Below are 14092 nucleotides of genomic sequence, written 5' to 3'. Positions count from 1 at the left end.
CGTCTTGTTGAAGCCGATTCCCAGCGCACGGCGGACACCCGCCGACGGATAGTCGTCGTACTCCTCCCTGGCTCTCTCGAACACGAGCACGTTGGCGTCGATCGCGAGTCCGATGGCGAGCACGAAACCTGCCAGACCGGGCAGCGTCAGGGTGGCACCCAGCGCCACGAGCATGGCGTACGACAGGAGGGCGTACGTGGTCAGCGCGATGGTGGCCAGGAAGCCGACCAGGCGGTAGACGAAGGTGATGAAGATGAGGGTCAGGACGATGCCGAGGACGCCGGCCTTCCAGGACGCCTCGATGGCCGCGTCACCCAGGGTCGGGCCGACCTGGGCGCGGCTGAGGAGGTCGATGCCCAGCGGCAGCGCGCCACCCTCGATCAGCATGGCCAGGTTGTCGGCCTCGGCGAGTGTGAAGTTGCCGTAGATGGAGGTCGTCGAGCTCATCGAGTCGCCGCACGAGACGTTGACCGTCGGGGCGGAGATGATCTCGTTGTCCAGCACGATCGCGATGCGGTTCTTGTCGCCCTGCTCGCAGGCGGCCGCAGCGGTCAGCTTCTCGAACGAGTCGGCGCCCTTGCTGCTGAACTTGACCGTCACGACGTACTCGGAGCCGCCCTGCGGCATCTCGGAACGCGCCGAGGTGATCTCGTCGCCACGCAGCGCGGCGGGAGCCAGGTCGAGGATCTGCCCCTGCTCGTCGGGCAGCACGACCCCGTCGGGGTCGGTCGGCTTGGCGTCCGCGCTGGCGGCCGTGCCCTGCACCGCGTGGATGCTCAGCTGGGCGGTCTTGCCGAGCGCCGCCTCAGCGGCCTCCGGGTCGCTCTCGCCCGGCAGCTCCACGATGATGCGGTTCTCGCCCGAGCGGGTCAGCGTCGGCTCGGAGACACCGAGGGCGTCCACGCGACCGCGCAGCACCTCGACCGTCCGGTCCGTGTTGGCCGCGTTGGCCTTGACCCCGTTGGGGGAATCCTTCGTCTCCAGCAGGAACTGCGTCCCGCCCCTCAGGTCGAGGCCGAGGCGAGGTTCCTTGTTGAGCGTGATCGCGACGCAACCGGCGAGCAGGAGCAGCACCAGCACGAAGCGCACGAGCAGACCGCGTGACATGGGCGACATCCTCCACCACAGGTCCAACTCGCGCGAACTCCACCCACCTCACGGCGGGCGCGCACGCTCAGACGGAGTACGCAGCGAGGTCGTTGGCCAGCCCGGCGTGGGCGCGCCCCCGCACCCGCGTCCCCTCGCCGGTGTGCTTGAGCTCGCCGATCTCACCCTCCTGGTGGATCCGGTTGACGAGGTCACCCCGCTCGTACGGGAGCAGGACGTCGAACTCGACACCGGGCCGGGGCAGGTCGGCCTCGACCATCGCCAGCGCCTCGGCGATCCCCTCGCCCGTCTTGGCGCTCACGACCACGCTGTGGGGCTCACGGGCCCGCAGCCGGCTGAGCACCAGCGGGTCGGCCGCGTCGGCCTTGTTGATGACGACGATCTCGGGCACCTTGGAGGCGTCGATCTCGGCGAAGACCTCACGCACCGCGGCGATCTGGCCCTCCGGGTCGGGGTGCGACCCGTCGACGACGTGCAGCACGAGGTCCGCGTCGGCCACCTCCTCCAGCGTTGAGCGGAACGCCTCGACCAGCTGGTGCGGCAGGTGGCGCACGAACCCGACCGTGTCGGACATCGTGTACACGCGCCCGTCGGCCGTGGTGGTCCGGCGCGTCGTGGGGTCCAGGGTCGCGAACAGGGAGTCCTCGACCAGCACGCCGGCGTCGGTGAGCCGGTTGAGCAGGGACGACTTGCCGGCGTTGGTGTACCCGGCGATCGCGACGCTGGGGATGTGGTGGCGACGACGGTCGGCCCGCTTGGTGTCGCGGGTCCCCTTCATCTCCTTCAGCTCACGGCGCAGCTTGGCGATCTTGGTCTTGATCCGGCGGCGGTCCGTCTCGATCTTGGTCTCACCGGGGCCACGACCACCGATACCGGCACCGCCGGCCACGCGACCACCGACCTGGCGGGACAGGTTGCCACCCCACCCACGCAGGCGCTGCTTCATGTACTGCAGCTGCGCGAGCTCGACCTGGGCCTGGCCCTCCTTGGACTTCGCGTGCTGGGCGAAGATGTCGAGGATCAGCGCCGTGCGGTCGACGACCTTGACCTTGATCTTGTCCTCGAGGTTGCGCAGCTGGCTCGGCGCCAGCTCGCCGTCGCAGATGACCGTGTCGGCTCCGGTGGCCTGGACGATCTCGCGGATCGCCTCCACCTTGCCCCGCCCGATGTACGTGGCGGGGTCGGGGTACTGGCGCCGCTGGAAGATAGCCTCGAGCACCTCCGAGCCGGCCGTCTCGGCGAGCAGCGCGAGCTCGGCCATCGAGTTCTCGGCGTCGGTGACGGTGCCCTCGGTCCACACGCCGACCAGCACCACCCGCTCCAGGCGGAGCTGGCGGTACTCGACCTCGGTGATGTCCTCGAGCTCGGTGCGCAGGCCGTCGACGCGTCGCAGCGCGTGCCGCTCGGCGAGGTCCTTGGCCCCCACCGTCAGCTCGGGGTCGCCGTCCTCGTCGTAGCCGACCTCCACGTCGTCGAGGTCGCCATCGAGGTCGTCGTCGAGGTCCGTGTCGTCGAGGTCGGGCTCGTCCAGGTCGGCGTACCCGCTGGTGAAGCCGTCGTCGTCCCAGGCGCGCGTGCGGGCCAGCTCGTCGTCGAGGGAGAAGTTCTGTGAGTTCGTCATACAGGTTCAAGCGTACGGCCACGCAACAGCCCCCGCGACCGGTTAACGGTGGCGGGGGCTGTGCGCGGCTGTCAGCGGGTCACTTGGGAGGCATCCGGATGCCGCCGTCGAGGCGGACCGTCTCGCCGTTCATGTAGTCGTTGGTCAGGCACTCGATCACCATCGAGGCGAGCTCCACCGGCTTGCCCAGACGCTTGGGGAACAGCACGGACTGGCCCAGGTGTGCCTTGAACGCCTCCGACGCCTCGCCCTCCCCGTAGATCGGGGTGTCGATGAGTCCGGGGGCGACGGTGTTGAGGCGGATCCCGGCCGCGGACAGGTCGCGGGCCACGGGCAGCGTCATGCCGACCACGCCGCCCTTGGACGAGGAGTACGCCACCTGCCCGATCTGGCCGTCGAAGGCGGCGACGGAGGCGAGGTTGACGATCGCACCGCGCTGGCCGTTCTCGTCGGGGGTGTTGCGGCTCATCGCGGTCGCGGCGAGGCGCAGCATGTCGAAGGTGCCGATCAGGTTGATCTCGATGACCTTGCGGTAGACGTCGAGGTCGAAGGCGGAGGCGAACTCGCCGTCGCGCCCGATGGTGCGCTGCGCCGAGCCGATGCCGGCCGAGTTGACCAGCGCCCACAGCGGGGCCAGCTCGAGAGCCTTCTCGACCGCGGCGAGGTTCTGGTCGGTCTTGGTGACGTCGACGGAGACGAAGACGCCGCCGATCTCGGCGGCCAGCGCCCCGCCCTTCTCGGCGTTGAGGTCGGCGACGACGACGCGGGCGCCGCGCTCGGCCAGCAGGCGGGCCGAGGCCGCACCGATGCCCGAGGCGCCACCGGTCACGATGGCAGAGGTTCCAGTGAGTTCCATGACCGTGACACTAACGCTGTCACGGTCACCCTGGGGAGGGTTGTGCCCACCACGTGGAAGCGGGCCACACCTCGGCACGTCCGAGGGCGGGTCTCAGAGGTCGGTGGTGCCCTCGCCCACCAGGACCGCGGGCCCCGTCATCAGGACCCGGTCGTCCTCGGTCCACACGATCGTCAGGGTGCCTCCGGGCAGGTCCACCGTGTACGGGGTGCCGCGCTCGGCCCGGTCGGCCAGAGCCGTGGCGACCGCCACCGCGCAGGCGCCCGTGCCGCACGAGCGGGTCTCGCCCGAGCCCCGCTCGTGGACGCGCATCGCGACGTGCTGCGGACCGCGGCGTACGACGAACTCGACGTTGACGCCCTCGGGGTAGACGCCGGAGTCGAAGTCCGGCCCCTCCAGCAGCGGGCCGGCCTGGTCGAGGTCGTCGATGAACGCCACCGCGTGCGGGTTGCCCATGTTGACGTTGAGCGCCGACCAGGTGTGGTTGGGGACGCCGACGACCGTGCGGCCGTGGACCACCGGGGCTCCCATGTCGACGGTGAGCAGCTCGCCGTCGCCCTCGGCGGTGATGACCTTGGTGCCGCCGCGGGTGGCGACCTCGACCGGGAAGGACTCCCCCTCGTGCTCGGCCAGGTAACGGGCGAAGACGCGTACGCCGTTGCCACACATCTCGCTGGTCGACCCGTCGGCGTTGCGGTAGTCCATGAACCAGCGCCCCGCCTCGTCGCGCTGCACCCGCAGCACACCGTCGGCACCCAGCCCCGCGCGCCGGTCGCACAGCGCGCGCACCCGCTCGGGGCTCAGGTCGCCGTGGACGGTGCCGTCGTGGTCGGGGAGGATCACGAAGTCGTTCTCCGTGCCGTGTCCCTTGAGGAAGCGGTAGCTCACGGGCGCCAGTCTAGGTCGGCGAGCGTCACGGCGCGGCGGGGCGGACGACCGCGTAGCGGCCGCACATGAAGTCGCGGTTGCGTGCCACCTCGAGCAGCTCCAGCTCGACGTGGGCGGGCAGGACCGGGTGCCCGTCCCCCAGCGTCACCGGCGCGTACTGGAGCCAGACCTCGTCGAGGAGACCGGCGGCGTGGAACTGACCGGCCAGCCCGCCGCCGCCCACCACCCAGAGGTCCTTGCCGCCGGCCTGCTCGGTCATGGCCGCGTGCACGTCCACCACGGAGGCGTCGGTGAACGTCACCGGCCCCTCGACCGGGGCGAAGTCACGGTGCGTGACCACCCACGCCGGGGTGCCGCCCCACGACTCGTCGTGGTCGAGGAGCCACTGCCACGTGTTGGCCCCCATCACGCAGGCCCCGAGCTGCTGCTCGAACCCGGTGAACGCCATCGGACCGTCCTGGTCGATGTCGCGCGAGGTGAGCCAGTCCAGCGAGTGCTCCGGGCTCGCGATGAACCCGTCGAGCGTGCAGCCGGTGTAGTAGATCGTCGCCATGGGGCCTCCTCGTCAGCGGGACTCGGACGTTACGCGGCACCACCGACAGTCCGTACGTGTCCGAGTGCCAGCTCCACCCGGTCGGGGTCGTCGAACCGCACCCAGTGGACCCGGGGGTCCTTGCGGAACCAGGCGTCCTGCCGCCGGGCGAAGCGGCGGGTGGCGGCCTGCGTACGCTCCACCGCCTCCTCGCGCGTCAGCTCGCCGGACAGCACGGCCGCCGCCTCGCGGTACCCAATCGCCATGGCAGCGGTCCGGCCCCGGGCGAGCCCGCGTACGAGCAGGTCCTCGACCTCCTCCAGCAGCCCGGCGTCGAACATCTCCACGACCCGCTGCTCGATCCGCGCGTCGAGGGTCGGACGGTCGATGTCCACCCCGACCTGGACCGTACGGGGATCCACGTACTCCAGCCGGGGCAGGCTCGCGCTGAAGGGCCGGCCGGTCAGCTCGACCACCTCGAGGGCGCGGACCACGCGGCGGGTGTTGTCGGGGAGGATTTTGGCGGCCGCCTCGGGGTCGACGTCGACCAGGCGGCGGTACAGCTCACCCGCTCCGAGGGTCTCGGCCTCCGCCTCGAGCCGCGCGCGCACCGACTCGTCGGTGCCCGGGAACTCGAAGTGGTCCAGCACGGCGCGCGTGTAGAGGGCGGAACCTCCGACCAGGACCGGCGTACGGCCGCGGCCGCGGATCTCGGCGACCGCCGCCCGCGCCCACCCCTGGAACTCCGCGACGGAGGCCGGTTCGGTGACCTCGAGCCGGTCCAGCAGGTGGTGCGCGATCCCCCGTCGCTCGGCGACGGGGAGCTTGGCGGTGCCCACGTCCATCCCGCGGTACAGCTGCATCGCGTCGGTGTTGACGACCTCGCCACCCAGGCGCTCGGCCAGGTCGAGGGAGAGCCCCGTCTTGCCCGCGGCCGTCGCGCCCACCACCGCCACCACGACCGGGGCGGGAGAAGTGGCGGCGTCCATGGGCGCCATCCTTCCAGCACCACTACTGTGAACCGTGCACGGCGGCCACCCGGGGCGCCTGAGCACGAGGAGCAGCCATGGGCTTCTTGGACGATGCGAAGAACAAGCTCACCGACGCCGTCGACAAGCACGGCGACAAGATCTCCGACGGCATCGACAAGGCCGCCGCCCTGATCGACGAGAAGACCGGCGGCAAGCACGGCGACAAGATCGACCAGGGCGCCGACAAGGCCAAGGACGCTCTCGACAAGCTCGACGGCAAGGCTGGCGACGACTTCAAGTGAGCACCCAGCACGACACGGACGCCGGGACGACCGGGCTCTTCGCCCTCGTCCCGGCGTCGTACGTCTACCTCCTGCGTGAGGGCGAGCGCGGCACCGAGGTGCTGCTCCAGCAGCGCGGCCCGGTCCCGTACATGGCAGGTCACTGGGCCGCCGGCGCGGCCGGGCACGTCGAGCCGGGCGAGGACGCCTTCGCCGCGGCCGCCCGTGAGCTGAGCGAGGAGCTCGACCTGGTCGCCGACGACCTGACCTTCGAGTTCACGATGCAGCGCACCCAGCACGGTCCCGCGATCGAGGAGCGGGTGGACTACTTCTTCACCGCGCGGTCGTGGTCCGGCACGCCGCGGATCGTGGAGACCGCCAAGTGCACGGCGATCGAGTGGTTCCCGCTCGACGCCCTGCCCTCGCCGCTGGTGCCCCACGAGGCGCACGCGCTGGCCCACCTCGGCGGGGAGCAGCGGTACCTGACCTTCGGCTTCTGAGGGGTTCCGCTCCGGCGCGCGACTGGGTAGAACGGAGAGAGACCGACCCAGGAGGCAGCATGAGCGAGTTGGCACCCAAGCCGGAACCGGTCGCCGAACGGCCCGTCCTCAAGCCGGGCGGACCCGACGCGCTGGCCGACGACCCGCAGGACCGCGGCCAGCCCCGCGACCTCGACCCGCAGGAGAACCCCGCCGTCAACGACGTCGTGCCCGACGAGGTCGCGGCGCCCGACGACAAGGACCAGGCGCCCAGCGGGGACGCGGACGCCGAGGCCGGCGCGACCGACGAGCCCGCGGCGGGCCAGACCGCGGAGGACGGCTCGCCCGAGCCGCCAGCCTGAGTCACCAGCCCGTCGCCCGTAGACGGACAGGAGAAGTCAGCCCATCCGGGCGCCGACGGCCGGTTCGACCACGTTCTTCCTGTCGGCGTACGGCTTCCCGCAGCGTCCCCCCGACGCGCACGGGTTCCAGCAGCACGTCCTCCCAGGTGAATCGGAGAACCATCCACCCCGCCACCGCCAGGGAGTTGTAGCGCCGGGCGTCTCGCACGAGCCCCTGACGCGTCCCGTGCCACGCGAAGGAGTCGGCCTCCGCCACGATCTCCAGATCGGTGTCGACCAGATCCGGTCTGCCCAAGAACTCAGTTCCGGCGTAGATCGGCACCTGTGGCCTCACGTTGAGTCCGGGGACGCCCAAGCAGATCGCCCGGAGGGCCGACTCGAACGGGTTTGCGGCCAAGGGTGTGGCGAGGCTCCCGACGCGTCGGGCCTGCTTGGCCCCCGGCCCTGTCACGTCGCTGGCCACCCGCTCCAGCCACGCCCCGCCACACCCGTTGCGCAGCGCCGAGTCCGCCACGGCCAGAGCTGACGGGAACGGCAACGAGCGCAGGCAGTCACTCATCGTCCGCTCACGGTTGGTCCACGAGCCCGTCACCTCGTCCACGTGGAGGTCAGCGAAGTGGATGGCCGCCTGATCACGCGCCCGCGCCGTGACCCGTCGTTTGGCCGGGACCGTCACGTGCGGCAGATCGGGGACGTGGAGGACCTCCCAACCCTGCCGAAGTGCAGCGGACTCGTGCGACAGGTGACCGGTCAGAGCGTGGGCTCGGACGACGTCCTCATCGACATGCCCTCCGGCGTACCTCCCCCGGGCCACGGGGACCAGACCGCCGGAAGCCAGCGCACGGTCCACAGCGGCACGCCCACATGCGGCGACCAGGTCCGCCCGGCTGGCGATGCCGCCGCGACGGTTCAGCGCGTCATCGATCTCCACGGCGACACCGTGCCCGAAAGCGTCATCGTCCGGGGACCGTCATCCACAGTCTCGTACACGAACAGGAAGATCGATGCCTCAACCACCGCGAAGGGCCCTGAGGACCCATTGTTCCTGTCGGTGTACGGAGGTCAGCCGCAGGCGTTGGTCACCGGCGGCAGCGGCGCCGGGACCCCGATGCTGGGCATGCCCAGGCCGACGCCCTTGCTGGGTGCGGGCTCCGCGGTGCGGCGCTCCCACGCGTCGCCGGCGCGCGTCCGGCGCACCGAGAGAACCTGGCCGTCGGCGATGAGGTGGTGCGGGGCGGCCTTGGTGATGACGACCTCGACCATGTCACCGGGGCGGACCGAGTCGGCGTCGACGGCCGAGAAGTCCGGCGCGAAGTGCACGAGCCGGTTGTCGGGACCGCGGCCCGACAGGCGGGCGGTGGCGCCGTCCTTGCGGCCCTCGCCCTCGGAGACCATGAGCTCGACGGTCTTGCCGACCCGGGCCTTGTTCTCCTCCCAGCTGACCTCCTCCACGAGCGCGGCCAGGCGCTGGTAGCGGTCCTTGACCACCTCGGGCGCGATCTGGTCGGGCATCGTGGCGGCGGGCGTGCCGGGGCGGATGGAGTACTGGAACGTGTACGCCTGCGCGAAGCGCGCCCGGCGTACGACCTCCATGGTCTGCAGGAAGTCCTCCTCGGTCTCACCGGGGAAGCCGACGATGATGTCGGTGGAGATCGCGGCCTCGGGCATGGCCTCGCGGACCTTGTCGAGGATGCCGAGGAACTTCTTCTGGCGGTACGAGCGACGCATCGCCTTGAGCACGACGTCGGAGCCGGACTGCAGCGGCATGTGCAGCTGCGGCATCACGTTGGGGGTCTCGGCCATCGCCTCGATGACGTCGTCGGTGAACTCGGCCGGGTGCGGCGAGGTGAACCGGACGCGCTCCAGTCCCTCGATCTCGCCGCAGGCACGCAGCAGCTTGGAGAAGGCCTGGCGGTCGCCGAACTCGACGCCGTAGGCGTTGACGTTCTGGCCGAGCAGGGTCACCTCGGTGACGCCCTCGGCGACCAGCGCCTCGATCTCGGCGAGGATGTCGCCGGGGCGGCGGTCCTGCTCCTTGCCGCGCAGCGACGGCACGATGCAGAACGTGCAGGTGTTGTTGCAGCCGACCGAGATCGACACCCAGGCGGCGTACGCGGAGTCGCGCTTGGTGGGCAGCGTGGAGGGGAAGACCTCCAGCGACTCGAGGATCTCGACCTGCGCGGCCTCCTGCGACCGGGCGCGGTCGAGCAGCGCGGGCAGGGAGCCGATGTTGTGGGTGCCGAAGACCACGTCGACCCACGGGGCCTTCTTGACGATGGTGTCGCGGTCCTTCTGCGCCATGCAGCCACCGACGGCGATCTGCAGGTCGGGCTTCCTGGCCTTGACCGGGGCAAGGTGGCCGAGGTTGCCGTACAGCTTGTTGTCGGCGTTCTCGCGCACCGCGCAGGTGTTGAAGACGACGACGTCGGCCTGCTCCCCCTCAGGGGCGGCGACGTAGCCCGCGTCCTCGAGCAGGCCGGTGAGGCGCTCGGAGTCGTGGACGTTCATCTGGCACCCGTAGGTCTTGACCTCGTAGGTGCGCGGCTCCGCCGTCGGGAGGGGCGCGGTCTCAGGCTGTGCAGTCATGGCGCCTTCAAGGGTACGGCCGCGCGGCGGAGGGCGCCGAACTCCCGCCGCCGGACAACCGGGGCGCCCTGCGGTGCGTCACAGCGACACGTACCCGTCGAGCCGCAAGGATCCCTCCATGAACGTTCGCCCGGCCCTGCTCGTGGGGGGTCTCGTGCTGCTGCTCCTCGCGGGCGCGATGGGCCTGTACGTCTGGCTGCCGCCGCGGCAGACCGGCTCGGTGGAGGTGCCCGCGGACGACGCGAGCCCCGAGGAGGTCGTCCGGGCGTACACCGAGGCCATCACCGCGCACGACTGCGACACGGCCCGGGTCCTGTCGACCGACGGCTTCGACGACACGGCCACCTCGTGGTGCCGCACGGTCTCGGAGATCGACCAGCTCGACACGGAGGCGCCGTCCTCCGAGCTGCCGGAGTGGTCCGGGCACGCCCCCGACGAGCAGGTCGTGCGGGTGGGCGTCGAGTTCGACCTGGAGTGGAGGCCGTGGCGCGGTGACGTGTCGCTGCCGGGCGGTGACACGACGTGGGGATACCTGCTGGTGCGGTCCTCCGACACCGCTCCGTGGCGCATCTTCGACCACGGCAACGGGTGAGCCGAGCCCCCGCCGAGACGCAACGATCAGGCGTGGCGCAGGTCACAAACAGGTGACATTGCCCCGAATGGGCCACTTCGCCATAGTCCGTCCGGGCCATGAGGACTACGTTTCCCGGTATGGCAGCGCCCGAGCAGACCATGCCCACTCCCACACGCCCTGACTCCGACGCGCTCGTCGTGCTGTCCGGGGTCAACAAGCACTTCGGCGCTCTGCACGCCCTCAAGGACATCAACCTCTCCGTACGCCGGGGCGAGGTCGTCGTGGTCATCGGGCCGTCCGGCTCGGGCAAGTCGACGCTGTGCCGCGCCATCAACCGCCTCGAGACCATCGACGAGGGCACCATCACCCTCGACGGCCAGCCGCTACCCGCGGAGGGGAAGGGGCTGGCCAACCTCCGCGCCGAGGTCGGCATGGTCTTCCAGAGCTTCAACCTCTTCGCGCACAAGACGATCCTCGAGAACGTGACGCTGGGACCGGTCAAGGTCCGCAAGCTGCCCAAGGCCGAGGCGGAGACGATCGCCCGCGACCTGCTGGAACGCGTCGGGGTGGGCCACCAGGCCGACAAGTACCCCGCCCAGCTCTCCGGCGGCCAGCAGCAGCGCGTCGCGATCGCCCGCGCGCTGGCGATGGACCCGAAGGTCATGCTCTTCGACGAGCCGACCTCAGCCCTGGACCCCGAGATGATCAAGGAGGTCCTCGACGTCATGGTCCGCCTCGCCGAGCGCGGCATGACGATGGTGGTGGTCACCCACGAGATGGGCTTCGCGCGTACGGCCGCCCACCGGGTCGTCTTCATGGCTGACGGCGCGATCGTCGAGGAGAACACCCCCGAGGAGTTCTTCACCAACCCGCGCAGCGACCGCGCCAAGGACTTCCTGTCCAAGATCCTCAAGCACTGATCCGGGCTGTATGCCCCGAACCATCCCCAGACACCCCATCGGCCGCTCGGGCCGTCAGAGAAGGAGAGCAAGGATGAGATTCACCAGGACCAAGGCAATCCTCGCCACGACGGTTCTCGCCCTGTCACTGGCTGCCTGCGGCGACGCCGGCAGCGACGACGAGGGCGTCGACGTCGACGTCACCGACAACGCGGCCGAGAACTTCGACGAGGGCACCCGCATGCGTGAGCTCGCCGACGCCGGCACGATCAAGGTCGGCGTCAAGTACGACCAGCCCGGCCTCGGCTTCAAGGACGCCGCCGCCGACATGCCCTCGGGCTTCGACATCGAGATGGCCAAGCTCCTGGTGGCCAGCCTCGGCATCGACCCCACCGACACCTCCAAGGTGGAGTACGTCGAGACCATCTCCGACAACCGCGAGCCGTACCTCCAGGACGGCACTGTCGACATCGTGCTCGCCTCGTACTCGATCACCGACGAGCGCCGCCAGGTCGTCGGCCAGGCAGGCCCGTACATGATCACGGGCCAGCAGCTGCTGGTGAAGGCCGACAGCGACGTCTCCGGCCCGGCCGACCTCAAGGGCAAGGAGGTCTGCTCGGTGACGGGCTCCACCTCGCTGGACAACATCAAGGACCAGGGCATGAAGCAGGTCGGCTTCGAGACGTACTCCGAGTGCGTGGAGAAGGTGCTCGACGGCACCGTCGAGGCGATGTCGACCGACGGCTCGATCCTGATGGGGTACGCCGCCCAGAACGAGGGTGAGCTGAAGGTCGTGGGCGACGCGTTCTCCGAGGAGCGGATCGGTGTCGGCTACTCCAAGGACCACCCGGAGATGTGCCAGTGGATCAACGACACGCTGACCCAGGCCAACGAGGACGGCAAGTGGGCCGAGGCGTTCGAGGCGACCCTGGGCAAGTCGGGCAGCGAGACGCCCGAGTTCCCGACGCTCGACCCCTGCTCCTGACCGACTGACCACCGTGCCGCCGGCCACGCCCACCGTGGCCGGCGGCACCACCCAACGAGGGGAGCCCGAGTGAACGCGGTCCTCGACAATCCCGACCTGGTGGCCAAGGCCTTCGGGTACACGGTGCTGCTGTTCCTGGTCTCAGGCTTCTTCTCGCTGATCGGCGGGACCCTGCTGGCCGCCTGCCGGGTCGGACCCATCTCGATCCTGCGCACGGTCGGCACGGCGTACGTCACCATCGTCCGCAACACCCCGCTGGTGATGATCTTCATGTTCATGCTGTTCGGGGCGGGCAAGGTGTTCGACACCCTGCGCTTCTCGTGGGTGAACGTGCAGATCGGCCCGTTCGACTTCACCGCGTTCTTCACCGTCGCGGTCGTGTCGTGCTCGTTGTACACCTCGGCCTTCATCTGCGAGGCGATCCGCTCGGGCGTCAACGCAGTGCCCCTGGGCCAGGCCGAGGCGGCCCGCGCGATCGGCCTCCCCTTCTCCGGCGTGCTGACCCAGGTGGTACTGCCCCAGGCGTTCCGCGCATCGGTGCCGCCGCTCGCCAGCACCCTGATCGCACTGCTCAAGAACACCTCGGTCGCCGGCGTCTTCGGCGTCATCGAGGCGGCGGCCCAGATGAAGTTCTTCACCAACGACCACGCCGACCAGCGCTGGGGCATCTTCATCACCTTCGCGCTCATCTACGTGGTGCTGGTCGAGATCGTCTCGTTCATCGCCAACCGCACCGAACGACGCTGGAGGATCGCCTGATGTCCGTCTCGGTCCTCTTCGACGAGCCCGGCCCGGCCACGCGGGCCCGGCACCGCGCGTACACCGTCGTCACCGTGGTCGCTCTGGTCGCGCTGCTGGCGTTCGTGGCCTACAAGTTCCAGGTCACCGGCCAGTTCGAGTACGACAAGTGGGAACCGTTCCTCACGCCCCGCTACATCCGGGCGCTGCTCGTCGACGGACTGCTGGTGACGCTGCAGATGGCGTTCTTCGCGATCATCTTCGCCGTCGTCTTCGGGCTGGTGTTCGGCGTCGGCAAGCTGTCCGACCACGCGTGGGTGCGCTGGCCGTGCTGGGTGGTCGTGGAGTTCTTCCGCGCGGTGCCGGTCATCCTGTTGATGATCCTGATCTTCTTCGCCGTCTTCAGCCCCGACACCCCCGGTCGCTCCTTCTGGTCCATCGTCGTGGCGCTGACGCTGTACAACGGCTCCGTGCTGGCTGAGGTGTTCCGGGCCGGCGTGCTGGCGGTCCCGAAGGGGCAGGCGGAGGCGGCGTACGCCATCGGTATGCGCAAGACCCAGGTGATGACGCTGGTCCTGCTTCCCCAGGCGGTCAAGATCATGATCCCGGCGCTGATCAGCCAGTGCGTGGTGGCGCTCAAGGACACCAGCCTCGGGTACGTCGTGGCCGGCGTCGGTCTCACCCGGGTCGCGAAGCTGATCTACCAGGGGTTCGCCAACCACGTTCCGACGATCCTGGTGGTCAGCGCGCTCTACATCCTGGTCAACCTGCTGCTCACGTGGTTGGCGGTCAAGGTCCAGCGCAAGCTGGTCGGCGAGAAGAAGATCCTCACCGTGGCGGCCGCGGGCGCCGGGCAGGACGCGCAGGCCTAGTCGTCCCCCGGCTGCTGCAGCAGCTCCACCCGGTTCCCGTGCCCGTCCCGGGTGTGGCAGCGCAGGTGCGGCGGGAACGTGTGGCGCTGCGAGTCGTCGACCTCGTACCCCTGCTCACGCAGCCGGGCCCGTACGGCGTCAAGGTCGTCCACGACCAGCGCGGGGTGGGCCTTCGCTGCCGGAGTGAACGAGTCCTCCACGCCGACGTGGATCTCCGCACCCACGGTCCCGTCGGCCTCGTACGCACGGAACCAGGCGCCGCCGCGACCGGCGAGGTCAGCGGGCTTCTGCACCTCGACCATCCCGAGCGCGTCCACCCAGAACCGGCGGGCGGTGTCCTC

At 70.1% G+C, this 14092-nt stretch carries 17 protein-coding genes; 8 read left to right on the top strand and 9 right to left on the bottom strand.

What is annotated here, in order from left to right; translation table 11 throughout:
* The 6 genes from secD to miaA all read right to left on the bottom strand — a co-directional run.
* The coding region (gene secD / locus ACI379_RS05485) for a protein translocase subunit SecD (RefSeq protein WP_439791063.1) at nucleotides 1-1107 on the bottom strand (1107 nt) is incomplete at its 3' end.
* Nucleotides 1108-1174: 67 nt separating this feature from the next.
* Nucleotides 1175-2728, bottom strand: a complete 1554-nt coding sequence (gene hflX, locus ACI379_RS05480) for a GTPase HflX (protein ID WP_439791062.1) — start codon at nucleotides 2726-2728, stop codon at nucleotides 1175-1177.
* Nucleotides 2729-2807: 79 nt separating this feature from the next.
* Nucleotides 2808-3584 carry an SDR family NAD(P)-dependent oxidoreductase gene (locus ACI379_RS05475; RefSeq protein ID WP_439791061.1) on the bottom strand — a complete coding sequence of 259 codons (777 nt, stop codon included), beginning with the start codon at nucleotides 3582-3584 and terminating at the stop codon, nucleotides 2808-2810.
* Between the two features lie 93 nt (nucleotides 3585-3677).
* Complete coding sequence (gene dapF, locus ACI379_RS05470; RefSeq protein WP_439791060.1) at nucleotides 3678-4472, bottom strand: diaminopimelate epimerase; 795 nt, start codon at nucleotides 4470-4472, stop codon at nucleotides 3678-3680.
* 25 nt (nucleotides 4473-4497) lie between these two features.
* The gene (locus tag ACI379_RS05465; RefSeq protein WP_439791059.1) at nucleotides 4498-5025 is read right to left on the bottom strand and encodes a dihydrofolate reductase family protein; all 528 of its coding nucleotides are present in this window, start codon (nucleotides 5023-5025) and stop codon (nucleotides 4498-4500) included.
* 29 nt (nucleotides 5026-5054) lie between these two features.
* Nucleotides 5055-5993 carry a tRNA (adenosine(37)-N6)-dimethylallyltransferase MiaA gene (miaA, locus tag ACI379_RS05460; protein WP_439791058.1) on the bottom strand — a complete coding sequence of 313 codons (939 nt, stop codon included), beginning with the start codon at nucleotides 5991-5993 and terminating at the stop codon, nucleotides 5055-5057.
* A 77-nt stretch (nucleotides 5994-6070) separates the two neighbouring features.
* Here miaA and ACI379_RS05455 point away from each other — a divergent pair, with 77 nt between their 5' ends.
* The 3 genes from ACI379_RS05455 to ACI379_RS05445 are packed head-to-tail and all read left to right on the top strand — an operon-like array spanning nucleotide 6071 to nucleotide 7097.
* A complete protein-coding gene (locus ACI379_RS05455; protein WP_439791057.1) occupies nucleotides 6071-6277 on the top strand; it encodes an antitoxin in 207 nt (68 codons plus the stop codon).
* Nucleotides 6274-6756, top strand: coding sequence for an NUDIX domain-containing protein (locus tag ACI379_RS05450; RefSeq protein WP_439791056.1), 483 nt, complete (start codon nucleotides 6274-6276; stop codon nucleotides 6754-6756). Before ACI379_RS05455 ends, ACI379_RS05450 begins: the two co-directional genes overlap by 4 nt.
* Nucleotides 6757-6815: 59 nt before the next feature.
* Nucleotides 6816-7097 carry a hypothetical protein gene (locus ACI379_RS05445; RefSeq protein WP_439791055.1) on the top strand — a complete coding sequence of 94 codons (282 nt, stop codon included), beginning with the start codon at nucleotides 6816-6818 and terminating at the stop codon, nucleotides 7095-7097.
* Between the two features lies 1 nt (nucleotide 7098).
* Here the strand turns inward: ACI379_RS05445 and ACI379_RS05440 are convergent, their stop codons facing one another.
* A complete protein-coding gene (locus tag ACI379_RS05440) occupies nucleotides 7099-8028 on the bottom strand; it encodes a hypothetical protein (protein WP_439791054.1) in 930 nt (309 codons plus the stop codon).
* 131 nt (nucleotides 8029-8159) lie between these two features.
* A complete protein-coding gene (gene miaB / locus ACI379_RS05435; protein ID WP_439791053.1) occupies nucleotides 8160-9683 on the bottom strand; it encodes a tRNA (N6-isopentenyl adenosine(37)-C2)-methylthiotransferase MiaB in 1524 nt (507 codons plus the stop codon).
* A 118-nt stretch (nucleotides 9684-9801) separates the two neighbouring features.
* On the opposite strand from miaB, the gene ACI379_RS05430 reads away from it, so the two are divergent.
* The 5 genes from ACI379_RS05430 (at nucleotide 9802) to ACI379_RS05410 (ending at nucleotide 13751) form a co-directional block, all read left to right on the top strand.
* Nucleotides 9802-10275 (top strand): DUF4829 domain-containing protein, encoded by a 474-nt coding sequence (locus tag ACI379_RS05430; protein ID WP_439791052.1) that lies wholly within the window; start codon nucleotides 9802-9804, stop codon nucleotides 10273-10275.
* Nucleotides 10276-10415: 140 nt separating this feature from the next.
* Nucleotides 10416-11177 carry an amino acid ABC transporter ATP-binding protein gene (locus ACI379_RS05425; RefSeq protein ID WP_439791064.1) on the top strand — a complete coding sequence of 254 codons (762 nt, stop codon included), beginning with the start codon at nucleotides 10416-10418 and terminating at the stop codon, nucleotides 11175-11177.
* A gap of 73 nt (nucleotides 11178-11250) precedes the next feature.
* On the top strand, nucleotides 11251-12141 hold the full coding sequence (locus ACI379_RS05420) for a glutamate ABC transporter substrate-binding protein (protein WP_439791051.1): 891 nt from the start codon (nucleotides 11251-11253) through the stop codon (nucleotides 12139-12141).
* Nucleotides 12142-12210: 69 nt separating this feature from the next.
* Nucleotides 12211-12900, top strand: a complete 690-nt coding sequence (locus ACI379_RS05415; protein ID WP_439791050.1) for an amino acid ABC transporter permease — start codon at nucleotides 12211-12213, stop codon at nucleotides 12898-12900.
* The gene (locus ACI379_RS05410) at nucleotides 12900-13751 is read left to right on the top strand and encodes an amino acid ABC transporter permease (protein WP_439791049.1); all 852 of its coding nucleotides are present in this window, start codon (nucleotides 12900-12902) and stop codon (nucleotides 13749-13751) included. The genes ACI379_RS05415 and ACI379_RS05410 overlap by 1 nt, the downstream gene beginning before the upstream one ends.
* Here ACI379_RS05410 and ACI379_RS05405 read toward each other — a convergent pair.
* Nucleotides 13748-14092: VOC family protein (locus ACI379_RS05405; RefSeq protein WP_439791048.1), on the bottom strand; the 345-nt coding region annotated here is incomplete at its 5' end. The genes ACI379_RS05410 and ACI379_RS05405 overlap by 4 nt on opposite strands.

The organism is Nocardioides sp., assembly GCF_051876515.1.
GTDB lineage: Bacteria > Actinomycetota > Actinomycetes > Propionibacteriales > Nocardioidaceae > Nocardioides.
The sequence above is the reverse complement of the archived record's forward strand: the minus strand, read 5'-3'. Positions and strand labels throughout refer to the sequence as shown.